Annotated in this window: 19 protein-coding genes and 1 pseudogene; 4 read left to right on the top strand and 16 right to left on the bottom strand. The window is 42.1% G+C overall.

All coding sequences use genetic code 11. The annotated features are described in order from the left end of the window. Window position 1 precedes the first annotated feature (1 nt). The 5 genes from glgB to RG608_RS04635 all read right to left on the bottom strand — a co-directional run bounded on the left by glgB (window position 2) and on the right by RG608_RS04635 (window position 6,725). Window positions 2–1,912 carry a 1,4-alpha-glucan branching protein GlgB gene (glgB, locus tag RG608_RS04655; protein WP_308946602.1) on the bottom strand — a complete coding sequence of 637 codons (1,911 nt, stop codon included), beginning with the start codon at window positions 1,910–1,912 and terminating at the stop codon, window positions 2–4. Between the two features lie 385 nt (window positions 1,913–2,297). After that, on the bottom strand, window positions 2,298–3,722 hold the full coding sequence (locus RG608_RS04650) for an NADP-dependent glyceraldehyde-3-phosphate dehydrogenase (RefSeq protein ID WP_308946601.1): 1,425 nt from the start codon (window positions 3,720–3,722) through the stop codon (window positions 2,298–2,300). A gap of 234 nt (window positions 3,723–3,956) precedes the next feature. After that, window positions 3,957–5,690, bottom strand: coding sequence for a phosphoenolpyruvate--protein phosphotransferase (gene ptsP / locus RG608_RS04645; RefSeq protein WP_308946600.1), 1,734 nt, complete (start codon window positions 5,688–5,690; stop codon window positions 3,957–3,959). A 1-nt stretch (window position 5,691) separates the two neighbouring features. Next, complete coding sequence (locus tag RG608_RS04640) at window positions 5,692–5,955, bottom strand: phosphocarrier protein HPr (protein ID WP_002929889.1); 264 nt, start codon at window positions 5,953–5,955, stop codon at window positions 5,692–5,694. 191 nt (window positions 5,956–6,146) lie between these two features. Further along, window positions 6,147–6,725: a TetR/AcrR family transcriptional regulator gene (locus tag RG608_RS04635; RefSeq protein ID WP_308946599.1), complete on the bottom strand. Its 579-nt coding sequence runs from the start codon at window positions 6,723–6,725 to the stop codon at window positions 6,147–6,149. 237 nt (window positions 6,726–6,962) lie between these two features. Here RG608_RS04635 and RG608_RS04630 point away from each other — a divergent pair. The 4 genes and pseudogenes from RG608_RS04630 to nrdF all read left to right on the top strand — a co-directional run bounded on the left by RG608_RS04630 (window position 6,963) and on the right by nrdF (window position 12,812). Then, window positions 6,963–8,740, top strand: a pseudogene (locus RG608_RS04630) (serine hydrolase domain-containing protein). Between the two features lie 418 nt (window positions 8,741–9,158). Further along, on the top strand, window positions 9,159–9,377 hold the full coding sequence (nrdH, locus tag RG608_RS04625) for a glutaredoxin-like protein NrdH (RefSeq protein WP_002897920.1): 219 nt from the start codon (window positions 9,159–9,161) through the stop codon (window positions 9,375–9,377). Between the two features lie 159 nt (window positions 9,378–9,536). Beyond that, a complete protein-coding gene (gene nrdE / locus RG608_RS04620) occupies window positions 9,537–11,696 on the top strand; it encodes a class 1b ribonucleoside-diphosphate reductase subunit alpha (protein WP_308946598.1) in 2,160 nt (719 codons plus the stop codon). Window positions 11,697–11,852: 156 nt separating this feature from the next. Beyond that, window positions 11,853–12,812, top strand: coding sequence for a class 1b ribonucleoside-diphosphate reductase subunit beta (gene nrdF / locus RG608_RS04615; RefSeq protein ID WP_002896021.1), 960 nt, complete (start codon window positions 11,853–11,855; stop codon window positions 12,810–12,812). A gap of 111 nt (window positions 12,813–12,923) precedes the next feature. On the opposite strand, the gene RG608_RS04610 is transcribed toward nrdF, so the two are convergent. The 11 genes from RG608_RS04610 to argC form a co-directional block, all read right to left on the bottom strand. Continuing rightward, window positions 12,924–13,841, bottom strand: a complete 918-nt coding sequence (locus RG608_RS04610; protein ID WP_268686441.1) for a diacylglycerol kinase family protein — start codon at window positions 13,839–13,841, stop codon at window positions 12,924–12,926. Between the two features lie 161 nt (window positions 13,842–14,002). Then, entirely contained in the window at window positions 14,003–14,656 is a 654-nt protein-coding gene (locus tag RG608_RS04605) for a type II CAAX endopeptidase family protein (RefSeq protein ID WP_308946597.1), read from the bottom strand. A gap of 21 nt (window positions 14,657–14,677) precedes the next feature. Continuing rightward, window positions 14,678–15,379, bottom strand: coding sequence for a CPBP family intramembrane glutamic endopeptidase (locus RG608_RS04600; protein ID WP_268686440.1), 702 nt, complete (start codon window positions 15,377–15,379; stop codon window positions 14,678–14,680). Next, a complete protein-coding gene (locus tag RG608_RS04595) occupies window positions 15,376–15,918 on the bottom strand; it encodes a DUF3267 domain-containing protein (protein ID WP_268686439.1) in 543 nt (180 codons plus the stop codon). The genes RG608_RS04600 and RG608_RS04595 overlap by 4 nt, the downstream gene beginning before the upstream one ends. Window positions 15,919–15,946: 28 nt before the next feature. Further along, entirely contained in the window at window positions 15,947–16,711 is a 765-nt protein-coding gene (locus RG608_RS04590; protein WP_268686438.1) for a DUF3169 family protein, read from the bottom strand. A gap of 97 nt (window positions 16,712–16,808) precedes the next feature. After that, window positions 16,809–17,021, bottom strand: a complete 213-nt coding sequence (locus RG608_RS04585; protein WP_268686437.1) for a helix-turn-helix transcriptional regulator — start codon at window positions 17,019–17,021, stop codon at window positions 16,809–16,811. A gap of 18 nt (window positions 17,022–17,039) precedes the next feature. Further along, entirely contained in the window at window positions 17,040–17,372 is a 333-nt protein-coding gene (locus RG608_RS04580) for a hypothetical protein (RefSeq protein ID WP_308946596.1), read from the bottom strand. 146 nt (window positions 17,373–17,518) lie between these two features. Beyond that, window positions 17,519–18,661: an acetylornithine transaminase gene (locus tag RG608_RS04575; protein WP_268686436.1), complete on the bottom strand. Its 1,143-nt coding sequence runs from the start codon at window positions 18,659–18,661 to the stop codon at window positions 17,519–17,521. A 2-nt stretch (window positions 18,662–18,663) separates the two neighbouring features. Then, window positions 18,664–19,401, bottom strand: a complete 738-nt coding sequence (gene argB, locus RG608_RS04570; protein WP_308946595.1) for an acetylglutamate kinase — start codon at window positions 19,399–19,401, stop codon at window positions 18,664–18,666. Window positions 19,402–19,412: 11 nt separating this feature from the next. Next, complete coding sequence (argJ, locus tag RG608_RS04565) at window positions 19,413–20,606, bottom strand: bifunctional glutamate N-acetyltransferase/amino-acid acetyltransferase ArgJ (protein ID WP_268686434.1); 1,194 nt, start codon at window positions 20,604–20,606, stop codon at window positions 19,413–19,415. Window positions 20,607–20,623: 17 nt separating this feature from the next. Then, window positions 20,624–21,646, bottom strand: a complete 1,023-nt coding sequence (argC, locus tag RG608_RS04560; RefSeq protein WP_268686433.1) for an N-acetyl-gamma-glutamyl-phosphate reductase — start codon at window positions 21,644–21,646, stop codon at window positions 20,624–20,626. Between the last annotated feature and the right edge of the window lie 214 nt (window positions 21,647–21,860).

The raw sequence follows: 21,860 nt of genomic DNA, 5'->3' as shown, positions 1-21,860 counted from the left end.
ACTACTCCTTTGTGGAATCTTTTTTAACATTTTTGCGAGCAATCCGACGCTTGATCTTCCAGATGCTGGCCCCAAGAGCCGGCAAGGTAAAGGTCAAGGTCTGTGGATAATCTTTCCAAAGTCCTTCTTGAGACTGAACTGTTTCGTTATGTTCCTTCCAAACACCTCCCCATTCTTCTAATTCAGTGTTCCATACTTCTTCATAAATGGCTGCCACTGGAACACCGATGGTAAAGTTCTTTCGCTCTACCGGCGCCATATTGAATATACAAACTAACATATCTCCTTTTTCCGTCTTACGGATAAAGGAGAGGACGCTTTGATCGGTATTATCCGCATCAATGATTTCGATGCCATCGTAGCTCAGATCAATTTCCCAAAGCGGACGATTGTCTTTATAGAAGGCATTGAGTGTAGCAGTAAAGCCCTGCATCTTCTTGTTCATCTGATCATCCAGATTCGACCATTCTAGTTGCTCTTCTGACTTCCATTCTAGGAACTGACCAAATTCTGAGCCCATAAAGAGCAGTTTCTTGCCCGGATGGCAGATCTGATAGGTCAGCAAGTTGCGGAGCCCTGCGAATTGATTGTAACGGTCACCCCACATCTTGTGCATAAGACTCTTCTTGCCGTGAACCACTTCATCATGCGAGAATGGCAGGAGGAAGTTTTCAGAGAAAACGTACATAAAGCTGAAGGTCACCAGATTAAAATCGTACTTACGATAAATCGGATCTTCTTCGTAGAAGCGAAGGATATCATTCATCCAGCCCATATTCCACTTGTAGTCAAATCCAAGACCACCCAGCTCTCTCATACCAGTAATCTTGGTTTCTGAGGAGCTTTCCTCTGCAATCATCATGACATCAGGATGGGCTAATTTGATAACCGTATTGAGACGCTGCAGGAAGTAATAGCCTTCATAGTTGCGATTGCCGCCATCTTTATTTGGCTGCCATGGACCACTGTCATAGTCCAGATAGAGCATATTGCTGACCGCATCAACCCGAATCCCATCCAGATGATAAAAATCAATCCAGAATTTAATGCTAGAAATCAAGAAAGACTGAACCTGATTCTTGCCCAAATCAAAGTTGAGAGCACCCCAGCCATAGTTATGAGCGCGGTCGTGATCCTGATACTCGAAAGTCGGTGTCCCATCATAGTAGGCCAAAGCATCATCATTAATGGTGAAATGACCTGGCACCCAGTCCACAATGACACCGATATTGTTCAAGTGACATTCTTCGACAAAGTCCTGAAATTGCTCAGGTGTGCCATAGGTATGCTCAAAGGCGAAGTAGCCCATAAGCTGATAGCCCCAGCTAAGTCCCAGCGGATGAGCCATAAGCGGCATGAATTCCACATGTGTGTAGTTCATCTCCACCAGATAAGGAATCAAGTCTTCCTTTAACTGGGTAAAGCTATAAGGACTGCCGTCTTCATTACGTTTCCAAGATCCGGCATGCACTTCATAGATATTGACCGGCCGAGAGAAGAAGCCCCAGCGCTTCCGGCGTGCCAGCCAAAGACCGTCTTTCCATTTCTTTTCAGGAATAGTGCGAATGACTGCTCCAGTGCCCGGACGCTCTTCCAGATAGATAGCCAACGGATCAATTTTCAAAATTTCCTGACCACTGCTGCGCTTGATATTGTACTTGTAAATATCTCCTTCCTTAGGCAGCTCCGTGAAGACTTCCCAAACGCCCGCTTCATTTCGGACCATAGGAATCTGCTCTTCATACCAATTGGTGAAATCTCCAATCAAATGGACACTCTGAGCATTAGGCGCCCAAACGCGGAAAGAGTAGCCAGACTTGCCGTCCACTTCATCCTGATGCGCCCCTAGATAATGCTGTAAATGAAAGTTTTCACCTGTTGTAAAGGTTCTTAATGCTTCGTTCTTATCCATGCAATCACCTTTCTATTTGTAAGCGTTTTCTATAATACTATTCTACATTATTTTTATCTCTTTTTCAAGTAAATTTCAAATATCCTTACGGAAAATTACCAGAACCGAACATTAGCTGAAATTAGGAATAAATAAGATGGAAACCACTGCATTTTGTATTCCTTAATCATTTTTCATTCCTTTTTCTCTAAATATAGCCCCTACTCCAGACAAGGAAAAGATGAAAATTTTCATAAAGATATAGACCAATATGTAAATTTACATTTTAAGATAATAAGCAATTAAGTATATAAATGCTTGGTTCTTTTCAAATGGTTCGATAACCTTGTTAGATTTACAAGTTCATCAAGGTAAGAAAAAAGGCCGCACAAAGCCGCCTTTCTCATTATTTCACATCAAACACGATAGATTTCACTTGTGTCATGGCTTCGATACTGTAACGAATCCCTTGCACTCCGGCTCCAGACCCCTTAAGACCAAGGAATGGGAAGTTATCTGGACCACGCTGGGTCTTATTATTGATATGTACAGTACCCACTTCCAGTTTTTCAGCTATTTCAAATGCTTTCGGGAAATCATTTGTAAAGACTGAAGATTGAAGACCAAATTCTGACTGGTTACAGATCTGGATAGCCTCTTCAACGGAAGTCACACGAATAATCGGAAGAACAGGACCAAACGGCTCTTCCCAAGCTACTTTCATATCCAGTGTCACATGGTCAAACAAGGCAGGCCAGATGAGATTTGCTTCACGTTTGATTTCTGTCAAGGCTGACGCTCCTTTTTCTTGAGCATCTTCAATCAAGCCCCAGATGAAATCTGCTGATGCATGATCAATGACTGGTGTGATATCCGCATTATCAAAGGGATCACCAACCGTCAGTTTCTCTACTTCTGCCTTAATCAGCGCCGCTAATTTATCTGCTACGCTCTCCATGACAATGACACGTTTAATAGCCGTACAGCGCTGGCCGGAATAACTGTATGCCCCACCAACAATCTGCTTAGCCGCATGCTCCAAGTCAGCATCTTCTAGCACGACTGCAGCATCCTTACCACCCAATTCAAGCATAATTGGACGCATACCAGCCAACTTACCGATGCGTTCACCGATTGGAGTGGAGCCAGTAAAGTTAATGTAGTTTACTTCCTTATGCTCAATGATGTAATCCCCGATTTCTGAACCGCGGCCAGTGATGGTATTGAAAACACCAGCAGGCAGACCAGCCTCAGCAAAAGCCTGAGCCAAGAGCAGACCAGAGATTGAACCTTGAGTAGGTGGCTTAAACATCACGACATTTCCGCCGATAAGAGCAGGAGCAATTTTCGAAGCTGACAGATTAACTGGATAGTTGAATGGCGCAATAGCCAATACAACTCCTACAGGTTCACGGCGAACTACGGCTAGTTTTTTCTTGCTGGCAGCTTCAAAGCCACCACCTTCCATAACCTGACCGTGAATACGAATGCCCTCTTCAGCTGCATAGCGAATCAAGTCTGCTGTCCGGACTACCTCTCCGACTGCCGCTTTGATCCCCTTGGCAACTTCTTTAGCAAGGATTTCACCAATCTTCTCCTGATCACGCTCCAAAATACCCGCAACCTTGTGCAAATAAGCTGCACGTTCAACTGCTGAAAGAGCTCTCCAAGCTGGCAAAGCTGCACGAGCGCTCGCCATAGCATAGTCTACCTCTGCCTGAGTCATGGCAGGAACAGTTCCTAAAGTCTCATTGTTGATAGGAGATGAAATGGTAATTTCATTTTCAGAAACTTTCCACTCTCCATTTATATAGTTTTTATATTGTGTCACGTGTCCCCTCCAAAATTTTATTAAATATTATTTTACCAAATTTTCTGAAAATTTCAACTAAAATCCGTGAATTTAAGGAATTTTTTCACAAATTAAATAGATTATCTTAGTCCGTTCATATTCTACTTGCTTATTTGCTATTTTTTTCTTTGGTTTCCACTTTTTGCTCCCTCTTACATATGAGGCCACAACAAAAAAAGACCAGGAATTTTTTCCTGATCTTAATTTTTCAGATTAATCGAAGTCGAGATATTCTTTTTCAAGCGCAAGAACTTCTTCCATCGTTGCACATTCAGTCAATGCACGCTGAGCCAATTCTTGCATCTTCTTCGTATCCAGCTTCTTCATGAGGCTACGAGTCCGAAGGACAGAAGTCGCACTCATAGAGAATTCATCCAAGCCCATACCTACGAGCAATGGCACCGCTGTTTGGTCGCCGGCCATTTCTCCACACATACCTGCCCACTTGCCTTCAGCATGAGCTGCCTTGATAACATTGTTAATCAAGCGAAGGATAGATGGGTTGTAAGGTTGATAGAGGTAAGAGACTTGCTCATTCATCCGGTCAGCTGCCATAGTGTACTGGATCAAGTCGTTGGTACCGATTGAGAAGAAGTCTACTTCCTTGGCAAATTGATCCGCCAGCATAGCTGCTGCTGGGATTTCAATCATGATACCCACTTGGATATTGTCTGCTACTGCAACGCCTTCAGCTTGCAGCTTAGCTTTCTCTTCGTCATAAACCGCTTTAGCTTTGCGGAATTCTGTCAGAAGGGCCACCATTGGGAACATGATGCGCAATTGTCCATGTACAGAAGCACGCAAGAGAGCGCGGATTTGTGTACGGAACATCGCATCACCCGTTTCAGAGATAGAGATACGCAAAGCACGGAAACCGAGGAACGGGTTCATTTCATGCGGCATATCGAAGTAAGGAAGCTCCTTATCTCCACCGATGTCCATCGTACGAACAACCACTGGTTTTCCATTCATGCCTTCAAGCACAGCCTTGTATGCTTCATACTGCTCATCTTCTGTCGGGAAGTCTTGAGAATCCATATAAAGGAACTCAGTCCGATAAAGACCAACTGCTTCTGCACCGTTAGCATTGACACCTTCAACGTCTTTTGGCGTACCGATATTGGCAGCCAATTCGAAGTGCTTACCATCTGCAGTCACAGTCTGAGCATCTTTAAGCAATTCCCATTCAGCTTTTTGCTTAGCATAAGCCTCACCAGCTGCCTTGAATGCTGCGATTTGATCTTCAGTTGGATTGATAATCACTTCACCAGTGATACCGTTAGCTGCAATCACATCGCCGTCTTTTACAAGCTCAGTAATGTTATTAGTTCCCAATACTGCTGCGATTTCAAGCGTACGCGCCATAATTGCAGAGTGGCTTGTCCGGCCCCCGATATTGGTTACAAAAGCTTTAACAAATTTCTTATCCAGCTGAGCAGTATCAGAAGGAGTCAAGTCATGAGCAATGACAACTGATTCTTCATTGATAGACGCTGGATTTGGCAATTTCTTGCCCAAAAGATTAGCAAGAACACGCTTCGTCACGTCGCGGATATCTGCCGCACGCTCTTGCATATATGGATTGTCGTCCATGTTTTCAAAGAGAGTGATAAACATGTCCGTTACTTCTTTCAGACCAGCTTCTGCATTGGTCTTTTTCGCACGGATTGTTTCTTTGATTTGCCCAACCATTTCAGGGTCAGCAAGCACCATTAAGTGAGCGTCAAACACCTGAGCGGCTTCCTCACCAAGGCTATCTACTGCTTTCTCACGGATAACAGAAAGCTCGTTCTGTGAAGCTTCAAGAGCTGCATCCAAACGAGCCTCTTCTGCATTCGTATCTTCGACTGAAACAGTCTCAAATGATAAATCCGGTTGAACTAATAGATATGCCTTAGCAACGGCAACACCGTCAGATGCTGCAATTCCTTTAAGCATTTCTGTCATATTAAGCCAATCCTTCTTTTTCCATTGTTTCGGAGATTGCAGCGATAGCATCGTCTGCATCTGCACCTTCAGCTGAGATAACTACGTCTGCACCTTGACCTACACCAAGACTCATAACACCCATAATTGATTTCAGATTTACTGATTTACCTTTGTATTCAAGCGTGATGTCTGAAGCGAATTTGCTAGCAGTTTGAACCAACAAAGTTGCTGGACGTGCGTGAATACCTGTTTCTGCTACAATGTGGAAATCTTTAGAAGCCATAGTTAGACTCTCCTTTTAAATAATTCTTTTTGAGTTATTGTGATAACCCTTACAAGTTGATATTATATCACCTTTTGAAATCTTTTTCAAGAATTTTATGGCCCGCTTACAAAATATTTCTTAGGAAATGAAAGCACTTCTTATTATATTGAAGGTAGAATTTCAAAGCTAAAGCCCACACTCACCAAGCTTTATTCAAAAATGACTTCCACCAAATTTTCAATCATAAAATCAAAAACTTGTTCAATATCAACAGGTAACTGATCCTTATGTGTAATGGTAGACATAGTTGCAAATAAAACAGAAATAGCTAAATCCTTATCAATCTTTAAACTTAGAAAGGACTGAGAAAAAATTTCTTCATTCAGACGAGCCGTTTGAGCATCAATTTCTTGTCGCTGTTCAAGATTCAGTTTATTATTAAAGTTTAAGTAATCAGGATTCTTTGTATCAAAGACAAATGTACTTTTTTCATACTCTTTAAAAACTGCCTTCAAAGCTTTAGACAGCCCCTCCTTTGATGGATTTTCCTTCAAAATAGCTTCAAAAATGGAAAAAATCCTATCTTGTGCATCGCGATAAACCTGAAAGAAGAGCTCTTCTTTATTTTTAAAAAAGGTATAAAAGGAACCTTTTGCAATCCCAACTTCTTGACAGAGAATATCAACACTCGTTTTCTTATAGCCAAAATTCATCCAGCTTTGACTGCAAGCATCCTTAAATTTTTCAATTAATATTCTCTTTTCTTCTATTGTAAACCCTTTTGGCATAGTTTTCCTTTCTTTTTAAAAATCGTATATGACTATTTACACAATTTTAGTCATATGGTATAATTGTTTTGTAGCTACTCGTTAAATATATCTTACTTTAGCTACAATTGCAATCTTTTTTATAGAAAAGAACTGATTTCTCTATTTCTTCTGTCTATTGAAGGCGCGCTATATTTAATGGAAAAGAAATAGAGGTTATAGACGGTCCAGTCTCTATTTTTACGAAAGGAAGACGCTATGAAGAAATTACTATTATTCATCTGCTCACTACTCCCTGTACTTAGCATTATCATTCCAAGCCCTGTATTGGCGGATAGTAAGACTTTACCTACAGGGGATAGCTATGAACAGATTGGTCAAAAGATAGAAGATTTTTATAAAAAAAATGAAAAGACATCCGCTGCTATGGAAACAGCTGTTTTTGATACAAATGGAACCATTTATCGAGGAAATTTCGGCTATATTGATAAGGAAAAACAGACCAAAGCTGATGATAGCACCATTTTTGAATGGGGTTCTATCACTAAGCTGACTGTCTGGATATCTGTCATGCAGCTCTGGGAAGAAGGAAAAATTGATCTTGAGACTGATATAAAAAACTACCTGCCCAAGAACTTTCTCAAACATTTAAATTTCGATAAACCTATTACTATGCTAGATTTGATGAATCATCAAGCCGGATTTGACGAGCAAAATACTTACCTAAAAGGGGATAAAAGTATTGAAGAACTGATGAAGACCAGACAACCCAATCAAGTATTTGAACCAGGTACAACTACTGCCTATTCTAACTTTGGTACCGGACTAGCCGCTTATATTGTTGAGCGAATTATTGGACAATCATTTGCCGACTATGCCCATGAGCACATCTTTAAACCCTTAGAGATGGAAAAAACGGCTATTTTGCCTGACTTGTCCGATAATGCATATGTCTATAAAAAACATAAAGAAGTCAAGAGCTATGATGCTAATGGAAATTATAAAAAAGATTCAGACTTTGAACTGAGTCTCTATCCTGTCGGCCGTGCCACAGGAACCCTAGATGACTTGCAGAAATTTGCCCAAGCCCTTCTAAAAAAGAAAGAACTTTTCAAACATCCTGAAACTTGGAAGACTCTATATACTGCAAGCTCTACCTACCCAGGTACGGATATTCCTCTGAATGCACACGGATTTTGGTATCAAGAATATGGTGTCAGAGTTATTGGACACGGCGGCAATTCTGGAGGATTTTCTTCTTACATTTTACTTGACTTAGAGTCTGGTATTGGCCAAGTCATTATGACAAACCAATTTCAAGAAAAAATCTATAATTACAAGATGCCCGAGCTAGTATTTGGTCCTAAAAAATCTCCAAATAAACAATCTTATGCAAAGTTCCATCCTGGTTACTATCGCAACGCCCGTACTTTCAATAGTGGTCCCTTCTCTTTCTTAAGAACAATTCCGGGATATACCTACTATATTAATGAAAAAGCAGATGCTGCTCAGCTCAATGGAAATTTCTGGGTCGCTAGTGAATCTCAAGGACAAGAAAAAATCACGATAGTTTATGGCGATGCACTTCGGCAATCTAATTGGGATCTTATCAAAGATTATGGGATGCTCCTTCTTGCTGGATTGGCTATTTTGTTTAGTGCGATTAGTCTCCTTAGCAATGCAGGTATCGATCTTTATCGCCTTATCCTAAAAAATCCCAAAAGAAGACTTCATTAGCATGGAAAATATGGATATACCTAACCAATGCCGCTATTTTAAGCATCCCCTTCAACCTATTCAATATCTTTACTAAACTTATGAATGCTGCAGATGCTGACTATAACTGGAACTTTATAACATTAGCCATTCTAGCTCTGCTTCTTGCAATCGGCTCTCTTTATCCTTTCTATCTTCAAAACAAGGAAAAATGGAGTAAGAGTAAATTATTTATCACTAGTATTGCCAGCCTATCCTCTCTAATCATGGTCGCTAATATTCTCTACTGGTCTCTTTATCAATGGTGGGCTGCCTACTAAAAAATAACATGTTATCCCTAGCTCCCTGCAGCGACATTTGCAGGGAGTTTTTACATTCCAATAAAAAATATCCAGCTCGAATTCAGATCCAAAAACTTCTCCCTCTACTCCTCCTAGTGATTCCCTAAATTCTTTAACACAAGATATTGGATTTTGGTTTTTGGGAGGAAAATCTACCAGTCATTTATCTAAAGTTTTAAGACTTGTTTAAGCATTGCCGCAACAGCATTTTGCTCTCTTTCTGCAATTTTTCACTTCTTTTCATTGTTTATACAAACACTATATATTGTATTGTAATCTATCCTATAACAAAATATCACACAATATTTAGTTCAAAACTATTGACATTCTATTTGCTTTTAGATATACTAGGTTCGTATTATTTAAAAGAAAAAAAGAAAGTTTAGAGGAATCTTTAATGGTAACTATTTACTCAAAAAATAACTGCGTTCAGTGCAAAATGACCAAGCGCTTCTTAGATACTAATCATGTAGAATACCGCGAAATCAATTTGGACGAGCAGCCAGAATTTATTGACCATGTCAAAGATCTTGGTTTCAATGCTGCTCCTGTGATTCAGACAGCAACTGAAGCATTTTCTGGTTTCCAACCTGGTAAATTGAAAAAACTGTCTTAATGTGGTTTATTTTGAGGGCAGCGCGCCTTGATCGGGAGATAAACTAAGGACATATTATCAGGGCAAACTGCAGCTCCTATGCTCATAGGAGCCGTTTCTTTTGTAAGGCGGAACTTTTTCCGCTAGCTAATTATCTTATTTATATAGAAAAGGGAAAACATGGGACTCAAACATTTAGAGGATGTGACATACTTCCGACTCAACAACGAAATCAACCGTCCGATTAACGGACAGATTATGCTCCATAAGGACAAAGAAGCTCTGGAGGCTTTCTTTAAGGAAAATGTTGAGCCGAACACCAAGCAATTTTCTTCTATTACAGAAAAGATTGAATACTTAATAGAAGAAAACTATTTGGAAAAGGAATTTATCCAGCTCTACTCTCCGGAATACATTGAGGAGCTGACTGCTTTTATCCATGCTCAAGATTTCAAGTTTAAATCTTTCATGGCTGCCTATAAGTTCTACAACCAGTATGCACTGAAGACCAATGATGGTGAATACTACCTAGAAAGCATGGAAGATCGGGTACTCTTCAACGCCCTCTACTTTGCCAACGGAGATGAGGCCATTGCCAAGGATATTGCTAATGAAATCATCCACCAACGCTACCAACCGGCTACACCAAGCTTCCTTAACGCTGGTCGGGCTCGTCGCGGTGAATTGGTTTCTTGCTTCCTCATCCAAGTAACAGATGATATGAACTCAATCGGCCGCTCCATCAACTCTGCCCTGCAATTGTCTCGTATCGGAGGCGGGGTCGGTATTTCCCTCAGCAATCTGCGGGAAGCTGGAGCACCTATCAAGGGTTATGAAGGAGCTGCATCTGGTGTTGTGCCTGTTATGAAACTCTTTGAGGACAGCTTCTCTTACTCTAACCAACTGGGGCAACGTCAGGGAGCTGGGGTTGTTTACCTCAATGTCTTCCACCCAGATATCATCGCCTTCCTTTCTACTAAGAAAGAAAATGCTGACGAAAAAGTTCGGGTTAAAACCCTCTCACTCGGTGTTGTCATTCCGGATAAGTTCTATGAATTAGCGCGTAAGAATGAAGAAATGTACCTCTTCAGCCCATATTCTGTTGAACGCGAGTATGGCGTGCCATTTGCCTACCTTGACATCACTGAAAAATACGATGAATTGGTCGCTAATCCAAATATCACTAAGACCAAGATCAAGGCCCGTGATTTGGAAACAGAAATTTCTAAGCTCCAACAAGAATCTGGCTATCCTTATGTCGTAAACATTGATACGGCCAATCGTTCAAATCCAATTGACGGTAAAATCGTCATGAGTAACCTTTGCTCTGAAATCCTGCAGGTGCAAGAGCCTAGCCTTTTGAATGATGCGCAAGAGTATCTTCACCTAGGAACAGATGTGTCATGTAACTTAGGGTCTACCAACGTTGTCAACATGATGACTTCGCCTGACTTCGGAAAATCCATCCGAACTATGACACGCGCCCTGACCTTTGTCACAGACAGCTCGCATATCACAGCTGTTCCTTCTATTGACAATGGCAATAGCTTAGCCCATACCTTTGGTCTGGGAGCTATGGGACTGCACAGCTATTTGGCTCAGCAGTTGATCGATTATGGATCAGCGGAAGCTGTAGAGTTCACAAGCATCTACTTTATGCTCATGAACTACTGGACCTTAGTTGAGTCTAACAATATCGCTCGCGAGCGTGGCGTGACCTTCCATAACTTTGAAAAATCTGATTATGCCAACGGTACTTACTTTGACAAATACCTGACGGGTGAATTTGTACCTAAATCTGACCGTGTCAAAGAACTCTTCGCAGGTATCTTTATCCCGTCTGCAGAAGATTGGGCAGAGTTGCGCGACAAGGTCAAGGCTGATGGTCTCTACCACCAAAACCGCCTAGCAGTTGCACCAAATGGCTCTATCAGCTATATCAATGATGTTTCTGCTTCAATCCATCCAATTACCCAGCGGATCGAAGAACGTCAAGAAAAGAAAATCGGTAAGATCTACTATCCTGCTGCTGGCCTGTCAACTGAGACTATCCCTTACTACACCAGTGCTTATGACATGGACATGCGCAAGGTTATTGATGTCTATGCAGCCGCAACTGAGCACGTAGACCAAGGTCTTTCCCTGACTCTCTTTATGCGCAGCGATATCCCTCAGGGCCTCTACGAATGGAAAAAAGAAAGCAAGCAAACAACCCGCGATCTTTCTATCCTACGTAACTATGCCTTCAACAAGGGTATCAAGTCCATCTACTACGTCCGCACCTTCACTGATGATGGCGGCGAAGTAGGTGCCAACCATTGTGAAAGCTGTGTGATCTAACAAGAGATTTTAGAAAAAGAAAAGGAAATTCGACCACGTCACAATTTTACTTTCCTCATCATGGACAGGAAGGTAAAATCGTGGAATATTGGGACAGTATCCAAGAAGTGATAGCTGATACCACGTCAGGTCGTACCATCTACTAAAGGAGAAAGAATGCAAACTTACTACAAAGCCATTAACTGGAACGCTATTGAAGATGTCATCGATAAGTCCACCTGGGAAAAACTGACTGAGCAATTCTGGCTGGATACACGGATTCCCCTATCCAATGACCTGGATGACTGGAGAAAGCTATCCCACAAGGAAAAAGACCTGGTCGGCAAGGTCTTCGGCGGCCTGACGCTGCTGGATACCCTCCAGTCTGAGTCTGGTGTGGATGCCCTGCGTAAGGATGTCCGCACTGCTCACGAAGAAGCTGTCTTCAACAACATCCAATTTATGGAGTCCGTTCACGCCAAGTCCTACTCTTCTATCTTTTCTACGCTTAACACCAAGTCAGAAATCGATGAAATCTTTGCCTGGACCAACACCAATCCATACTTGCAAAAGAAAGCTGAGATTATCAACGAAATTTACCTGAACGGTACAGCTCTGGAAAAGAAAATAGCCAGCGTTTTCTTGGAAACATTCCTCTTTTACTCTGGTTTCTTTACTCCGCTCTACTATCTGGGTAATAACAAGCTGGCTAACGTTGCTGAAATTATCAAGCTGATTATCCGTGACGAGTCTGTCCATGGAACCTATATCGGCTATAAGTTCCAGCTAGCTTTTAACGAATTGCCAGAAGACGAGCAAGAAAAACTCAAAGAATGGATGTACGACCTGCTCTACACCCTCTATGAAAATGAAGAAGGCTACACTGAAAGCCTGTATGACACAGTCGGCTGGACCGAAGAGGTCAAGACCTTCCTGCGCTACAATGCCAACAAGGCTCTGATGAATCTGGGACAAGATCCACTCTTCCCAGACTCAGCGGACGATGTCAACCCTATCGTCATGAACGGTATTTCAACTGGTACTTCCAACCATGACTTCTTCTCCCAAGTAGGTAACGGCTACCTACTGGGCGAAGTTGAAGCCATGCAGGACGACGACTATAATTACGGTTTATAAGACGAAGAACCCCTCTTTCCAAATTACGGAAAGAGGGGTTTTGTAGTCTAAACTAGTAAGGAGAACAGAGAAAGTAAATATCATCTAGCTTTTCTGAACTTCCCAAAATAATTAGTAATACACATTCAAGTGAGATGGTAAGACACGAATCGTTACTGGCAATTGGTCGCCCTCATCTCCGTCAACGTTGACGCTGAGCTCTGCCTTGTCATCAGCCAACTCAACTGTGATTTCCTTAAAGGTCAGATACTCGATATTATCACTTTCTTCTCCATTGCCTGAAATCAAATCCGGCACAGAAACCAAGGTGTCCAAGAGGTTTTTATCCTTAAGATACAAAAGATGAAGCAAGCCATCATTGACAGTAGCTTCAGGGAGAATGCTCTCGAAACCTCCGATTGAGTTGGTAGAGCCAATCAAGAGTGTGCTGCTCTTTATCGTACGCTCTTCTCCATCAATCTTTAAGTGAAATTCGTAAAAACTAGTATCCATCAACTGCTTGAAACCAGAGATAAAGTAGGCAAACTTGCCCCACTTGGTCTTGTCTTCAGAATCTACGTTGTTAATCGACTCTGGAATGGTTCCAATGGCAACCACATTCATAAAATACTGGTCATTAATCTTGCCGATATCAAGCGGCTTGACTTTGCTGATATCGAGATTTTGGATGGCTTCTTCAGCGTCCAGGGGAATGTCGAGAGCACGCGCCAAGTCATTGACCGTACCTAGTGGAAAGAAGCCAAAGGTCGGACGATAGTCTAGTTCAGCCAGACCGCTGATTCCTTCATTGACTGTTCCATCGCCACCCATGACAAAGACGCTATCATAATGGTCTTCTGCGGCTTGCTTAGCAAAAGCTGCTGCGTCTCCGCCTTTTTCAGTATGCTTAACCACTACCTCATCAAAACATTCTGCCAGTTTTTCTCTTGCCAAGTCTTCATAGGACTTGGCTTTTTCACCTCCCGAGCTAGGGTTGACAATCAATAGGACTTTAGACATAAGGAAACCTCTTTTCATTTGATAGCTCATTATACCATCTGGAAAACACTTTCACAAATATTTGAAACTATGACTTTTCTATGCAGAAGAAAATCAACTTGGTATTTCGAATTGATTTCACAGAAAAACACCTCTGCCATTAGACTTTTCTGCCTAATTTTAGAAGTGCTGTCTTATATTTAGTTTTTCTATTAAAAGAAGACAATGAGAACAAAGGCAATGAGATTATTGGCCAAATGTAGGCCCATTGAGTAGCGCAGGTCCTTTTTATATAGATAGCCTAGGCCGAAAATTGCTCCCAAGATGAAGTAGACCAGAAACTGAACTAGATTGCCCGGCATGTGCAGAAGAGAGAAAAAGCTGGCAGATACAGTTAAATAGAGCAGGATTTTCGCCAAGCTATTTTGGTCGGGAAAGAGAAACTTAGCCAAAAATCCTCGCGTCAGCAACTCTTCAAGAATAGGAGCAAAGATTACCATGTATAGGAAGGCAAAAGCTGGCTGCTGCTGAATCAACTGTACAGCAGTGTTCTGATTGGCAGAAGATTCAATAGGAACGAGCTGCTGGAAGATGATAAAAGCAAGCAAGAGAACGCTGGGAAGCCAGATAGAGCTGGTCAGCTTGGTATTTTTGATTTCCAGTTTCAAATCTTTCTGGTACCATTTCCACATGGCAAAAGAATAGAGACTCGCAAGTATGACAAAAATCAGCAAAATCAATAATTGAGAAAGTCCTCCTGTCAGGGAACCTATAGTGAAGACAACTATAGCCGAAAAGATATAAAAATAGGATAAGAGGACAAGAATATAAAGGCCAAAATTAGTAAAGAAAGTTTTTAATTTCATAGTGATTCCTTATAGATTGATTTACTTAAACATAGCTAGCAGCAGTATTATAGCCATGGGGAGATTGTTCAGGATATGCACCAACATGGAATCTTTTATATTCCCCCGACGAGCATAGGACAAATAAAGAACCAGTCCAAGTGCAAAATAAATTGGGAACTCTGTCAATTGGGTGATATGAGGCAGAGTGAAGACCACAGAAGTCACAATAGCAGGCAAAACTTTTTGATTATTTTTGAAAAAGAAGGCAGTCCCAAAACCGCGGAAAATTAATTCTTCCATGATAGGAGCGATAAAAGCAATCGTTGCAACAAAGAGCAAGGCAAAAAAGATATGCTGCGAAGACATCATTCCCCCCAGCCCTTGTATGGCGCTGTCATTAGTGGTTGAGGAATTGCCGCTCAGGATGAGATTAAGATAAACACCAACAATAGCAGCCACTCTGGCAAGGAAAAAGAATAGAAAAGCAAAACCGATGTCCTTACCAGACAGTTTGAATTTTTTCTTTTCTTCAGACACACGCTTCTGATATCGCCGCCATAAGCTACGGAAAATCAGGAAAACTAAAATCAGATACAAGGCTACCAATAAGATTTCTGCATAAATAGGTAAATTCTTCCCGTGCCTTAAGAATAGCATCGGAGCAGCATTTATAAGGAGGCTAAGAGCAATTAAGCCTAACCATTTTACAAGTCCTAAAGCAATTGATTTGAAGTTGTTCATTTTGTATTCTCCTTTTGATAAATATTGATTCCGACCTCCGTATCCTCAACAGCGATTTCCCCTTTCTGCCGGAGAATAGCGGCAGCAAGGAAAAAATCTCCTGCACAGCCGGCTGCATGGAAGCTAGCAAGGACGATATAAGAAGCCGCAGTCAGAATATGCAAGCCATAGATCAAGGTCAGGGCTAGGCTAATCAGAAAGAAAGGTGCCAGAATAATGACGAGCATCCTTTTCCGACTGTAACGACTGCCTGGGCTGGTCGCATAGGCCATGCCGCTCTTAAAACCAAACTTGACCTTGGTATTTTCATCCCCCAAGACCTTGAAGAAAAAGCCGTGGATCAGCTCATGGATGACCATTAGAACAAGGAGGTAGAATAAGTCAAAGAAATGAAAAACTTCGCTGCCCTTGCCATACATTAGAATAGCAATCCAGGTAAAGAGGGCTAGAAAAGGGAAGATTAGCAATACAGCCGTTATATTCAGAGCCAGATTGACCTTTTTATTATGGATAAAATCAAGTTCTTTCAGTAGTTTCATAATTTCCGCCTTTCATCGGGAAATAAGCTTATTTGAAATATTTTCTTACCATTGGATAATACATAAGATTGATATAAATATGGATTACCACGATGACGACAAAGCCAGAAACAACATTGAGAGGTGTGAAAGTTCCCACTATCCCTAAAATGACATAGAGGGCTGGCAGAAGTCTCTGATTTACATTGAAGAGAATGAGATAGCACTGTTCATAATTGGCTTGCAGCTCTGACTCATCATAAGAGAGGGCAAATTCTTTTATTTCCTCAGTAGTCGGAAAGGCTGATAGCTTATAGTGCCGCACCTTCTGAACTGTCTTTAAAAAGAAAACTTGCAAAATAATATAAAGAAAGGCAATCGCATAATCTATAAGACTCCACTGAAGAGGGCTCTTATGATTAGTGATATTTCCAATAAAAACACCTCCAACTAAAATCGTAAAAAGAACGATAGCACTGCTGATATTAAAGACAATAGTCGCATATTCCAGATTTTTAAAGGTTAGCCGGTACCATTCATAATTCTTATCCTCATCTGCTTCTTTTTCATAGGCTTCATTGTATTTACGAGTCCGATAAATCAAGAAAAAGACCAATGGATAGAGGAGGATAAGGCTGGCCCTACCTAGCTGGCGCAGCAGTTGAACAGAAAAAATAGTCGACCAACTGATGCTTTTTAGCAGACCAGTTTCCGAAAACAAAATAGACAGACCACCTATTAAAGCTCCAGCTAGCAATATAAGGACATTATATAAAACTCTTTTCGGTGTAGATATACGTTTTTGCTCTTTCACGACTTCTTCTCCTTTATTTTTTTACAATAGATGATACAAGAATGCTGAGACTGAAGGACTGTTTTAGCTCCTCTTGAAATGAATTCTAATCGTCTCTTCATTCTGCTTCCTCCTCCACCAGCCGAAAGATATTCTCAACATTTTCATTGAAAATATGGGCAATCTTAAGGGCAATCACAATCGATGGGGTATATTCGCCTCTCTCTATAAGGCTGATTGTCTGCCTGGAAACACCGGCCAGCCTAGCCAGTTCTGTCTGGTTGAGACCGTCACGCGCCCTCAACTCCTTGAGTCGATTTCTTAATTTCATTAAAATCCTCCACTTCTCCTAAAGCTCGATAGACCGAATGTCTTCAATACGAATCAGCTTGGTCTTGGTCTGACCTTTTTTATCTGTCATGCTCAGCTTGACCCATTCTTCATCCACATCCACTACCAGCCAGTTTACCAGCCAGTTATTGGTTCCAATTGACTCGCTCATAATTGTCGGCTTCTTTCCAATCATTTCTTTTAAAAATTGTGACATTGTTTTGTTCCCCTTTCTTTTTCTTTCTAAAGACTTTATCCGTCCCTGCATCCGTTTTAGCTTATTGGAAGAATCAAGCCCAAAGATAAAAACCATAAAAGTCATCGGAAGCAAGAACCATAAGAATGCATTCATAAGCGTCCCTCCATTTTCTGTTCAAAAGTATTGTAACAGATTCTTTTCTTTTTGACAAGTATCTTTGTCAAAAAAATAATAATCATTGTCAAAAACACTATTATCATAGACAAAAAAGAATCCAGCTCAAACTGAATCCTTTTCCTTTATTCATCAATTTCTGAAAATACTTCTTTTAAAACAGCAATCCCCTGCTGGATTTCCTCCCTGCTGATAGTCAATGGTGGCAGGAGACGGATAACATTTTCTCCGGCTGTCAGGATAATCAAGCCCTTCTGACGAGCGGCTTCAACAATCTTTGACAGGCTAATACTTGTTTCAATCCCAATCATCATGCCCAGGCCTCGAACAGCAGAAATCTTTGGATGGTCCTGAAAAGCAAACTGCAGCTGCTCCAGTAAGATGGCACTCTTAGACCTGACTTCTTCCATAAAGCCTGCCTCTTTCATGGTATGCAAGGTCTCCAAGGCGGCTGCCATGGCTAATCTATTGCCACCAAAGGTAGAGCCATGACTGCCAGGTCCAAAAGCAGGAGCCAAGCTGGATTTTCCTAATAGAGCGCCTGCGGGCAGGCCATTGGCCAGCCCCTTAGCCAGTGTCACAATATCCGGTATAATCCCATAGTGCTCAAAGGAATAAAGCTGACCCGTGCGCCCCATACCTGTCTGTACCTCATCAACAATCAGTAAAATCCCCTCTCGTTGGCAAAAATCTGCCAAGTCTTTGACAAAGGCTGCTTCTGCTGGACGAACTCCTGATTCTCCTTGGACCAATTCCAGCATGACAGCTGCCGTATCCTGATTGACCAAGTCTTCTACGCTGGCCAAATCATTGTAAACCGCATAGCTGAAATGGGGCACCCCATCACCAAATCCTTCCTTAATCTTATCCTGTCCTGTTGCGGCCATAGCGCCAAAGGTCCGACCATGAAAGGATTGCTGAAAAGTGACAATACCTTGCTTGCCAGTAGCTTTGCGGGCTAGCTTAATAGCTGCTTCATTGGCTTCTGCACCGCTATTGCAGAAAAAAGCCAAATAATCATAAGAACCTGCCAGTTCCTGAGCCACCTGTTCTTGCAGAGAGCTAAGATAGAGATTGGGACTGTGCCAGATGCGCCCTGCTTGCTGGATCAAAGCCTGCTGGACCTGCGGGTGAAAGCCAAGATTGGTTACACCAATACCCGATGAAAAGTCCAAATAAGCCTTTCCCTCACTGTCAATCAGATAGGAGCCCTCTGCTTTAACAAACTCAATAGGCGCCCGCTTGTAGTTTTCAAATAAATAAGTCATCGTTATCCCTCTGCTATCAAGGTGCCCGTCAAAAGATTATCGCCAATCAGAACCTGTCCGACACCGGAAAGCACAGTCTGAACAGCACTCTCGATCTTAGGAATCATGCCGCCCTTGATGACACCTGTCTGAATCTTCTTGGACACCTGACTGGTCAGAAGCTGAGGCAGGACTTTTTTATCCTCTAAAACTCCTTCTATATCTGTCATCAGGATCAGCTTCTCTGCCTGCAAGCTGCTAGCAACTGCCGCAGCCAAATAGTCTGCATTGATATTTAAGAGCTCACCAGCTGCATTTTCCCCTAGCGAAGCCAATACTGGGACCATGTCCGCATCCAGCAGCTGCTCTAGATAAGCAGTTTGAATGGCCGTCACCTGACCGACATAGCCATAGAGCTCTTTATCGATAAAATCTGCCGAAACTGTCTTTCCCAAGCGTGAAATCAACTGAAGGCTTTCAATATCTGAATCATTCAGTTCTTGTGCCAGCGTCCGGCCGACTTGACCTAGCAAGGCCTGCTCAATGATGGGTAAGTCAGACTTAGCTGTCACCCGCAACCCCTTAACCTTGCGAGTAGGCAGCTGGCGCTCTTTCATAAGTTGGTTTATGACCAGACCGCCCCCATGAACGACCACGATTTTCTTACCAGCTGCGATCCATGCTTGCATTTGCTTGATAAACTTATCAGACAGCTTTTGCGCAGCAACACCGCCAATTTTTATAACAATCACATCTTTCATTGCATTTCTCCTTAGGTTCTATAGAGGGCATTGATTTTCACATAATCATAGGATAGATCGCAGCCCCAGGCCTGAGCTTCAGCGTCCCCATCGTGTAGGTCAATGGTCAAGGTCAGCAGCTCCCCAGCCATGGCATCACTCGTCTCCTCGGGGTCAAAAGCCACAGGGCTTGAAGCCTGCATGACTGGAATCCCCTCAATCCAAATATCAATATTGTCCACTGAGACATCTGCTCCCGCATAGCCGATAGCTGCTAAGATTCGGCCCCAATTGGGATCTTGACCAAAAATGGCAGTTTTAACCAAGCTAGAGCCAACAACACTCTTGGCAATCATACGGCCGCTCTGTTCATCCTTAGCGTGCCGCATATTAACTTCAATCAGTTTGGTTGCTCCTTCGCCATCCTTAGCAATTTTCTTAGCCAAGTCAGCCATAAGATAGCGAAGCATCTTAGAAAACTTTTCAAATTCTTCCGTATCTGGTAGAATTTCTTCGTTTTGTCGGCAGCCATTTGCCATGACTAATACCATGTCATTGGTCGATGTATCTCCATCCACCGTGATTTGGTTGAAAGTCGTCTCAACATGCTGGCTGAGAGCCGCTTGCAAGGTAGCGCTTGAAATATTAGCATCACAGGTGATAAAGGCCAGCATAGTTGCCATATTCGGATGAATCATGCCCGATCCCTTGGCCACTCCCGCCATCGTCACCAGATCTGAGCCAAACTCTTCTGTGACTACACAGGTCTTGGTACAAGTATCTGTCGTCAAGATAGCCTCAGCAAAATCTTCTGCCTTACCACTCACCAGAATCCGAGAAAGACCATTTTTCAAAGCATCCATTGGAAGCTGCTCGCCGATGACTCCTGTAGAAGCCAGACCTACCAAGTCGGGCTCAATCTTCAGCTTTTGAGCAGTCAATCGCTGCATCTCATAGGCAGCATCCAGTCCCTGCTGTCCTGTACAGGAATTGGCAATACCAGAATTAACTACTATTGCTTGCAATTTTTGGCTCTTTTGGATTGAGGCTTTGGTCACTAGAAGCGGAGCAGCAATGACTTTATTGGTCGTATAGACTCCAGCCACACTGGCCGGTACTTCTGATACAATCCAGCCAAAATCCAACTTCTTTTTCTTAAAGCCAGCGTGTAAACCGTCAGCCGAAAAGCCTAGCGGGCTGGCAATCGTTCCATCAATAGTTTTCATATCTAACCCTTTCTCATCTAGACATAGGACGGTTGACTGAGCAAACCATCTGTTTCAGGGAAGCCCAGCATCAGATTCATATTTTGAACTGCCTGACCAGCAGCCCCCTTAATCAGGTTATCCAGCACAGCTACGACAGTTAAAATATTTGTCACAGGATTATAGTCAAAACCAATATCTGTATAATTAGTACCAACAACCTGGTGCAGACTCGGCAGAGCAGCTTGGATACGGACAAAAGGCTTGTCCTGATAGCATTCCTGATAAATAGCAATCAGTTTTTCCCTAGTCAAAGGTTCTTTTAACTTGCTGTAAACCGTCGCTACGATGCCACGATTGAGCGGAATGAGGGAAGTTGAAAACTGAATCTGCTGCAATCTCTTATCAAAACGCTGCAACTGTTGCACAATCTCCGGAATATGCTGATGCTGATTTAACTTGTAAGTCACATAGTTATCGTGCACATGGACAAAATGGCTGGATGCGGCTGGATTTTTCCCCGCCCCTGTCAAACCGCTCTTGGCATCAACAATAATGGAGTCCAGCTCAATAGCCTGAGCCTGCAGCAAGGGAATCAAAGCCAACTCTGTAGCCGTCGCATAACAACCAGGATTGGCAATAAATCGCTTCCCTTTAACATCTGTAAACTCAGACAGTCCATAAATAAACTCTTTTTGAACATGGTTTTCTGCTGGCTCTTTCTGATACCATTTTTTATAAATATTCCCTGGTAAACGATAATCACCAGATAGGTCAATGACTGGAAATCCTGCTTCTACAAAATCTTTTGACAAATCTTTAGCCACTCCGCTTGACGTTGCAAAGAAAACAAGATCTGCTCGTCGCATTATTTCCTGACTGTCAAAAGCTTCTATTTTCAGGTCGCAAATCTCCTTCAAATGGGGATAAAGCTCTGACACAGGAGACTCCATATCTTGGCTGGCATGAAGAGAAACGACTTCCGCCTGCGGATGCTGCAATAAAATACGGAGGAGTTCCATTCCTGAGTAACCAGTAATTCCTACAATCGAAATACGCATATTTTTAAAACACCTCCGTATAAATATGCGTTTTATTTTACTCGTATATTTTCCCTTTGTCAAGTATTTTCTGTATTTTTATGCAATATTTTTGAAAATATCATTATTTATTCTAAAATAATTCATACTTTCTTGCCGAAAAGCGGCCTATTTGCTTCTCATATAGAGAAGTAAGAGAGCTGAGAGCACAGAAAAAGATCCGCCCAAAGAGCAG

The organism is Streptococcus sp. IsoGale022 (genome assembly GCF_031142805.1).
GTDB lineage: Bacteria > Bacillota > Bacilli > Lactobacillales > Streptococcaceae > Streptococcus > Streptococcus sanguinis_A.
The sequence above is the reverse complement of the archived record's forward strand: the minus strand, read 5'-3'. Positions and strand labels throughout refer to the sequence as shown.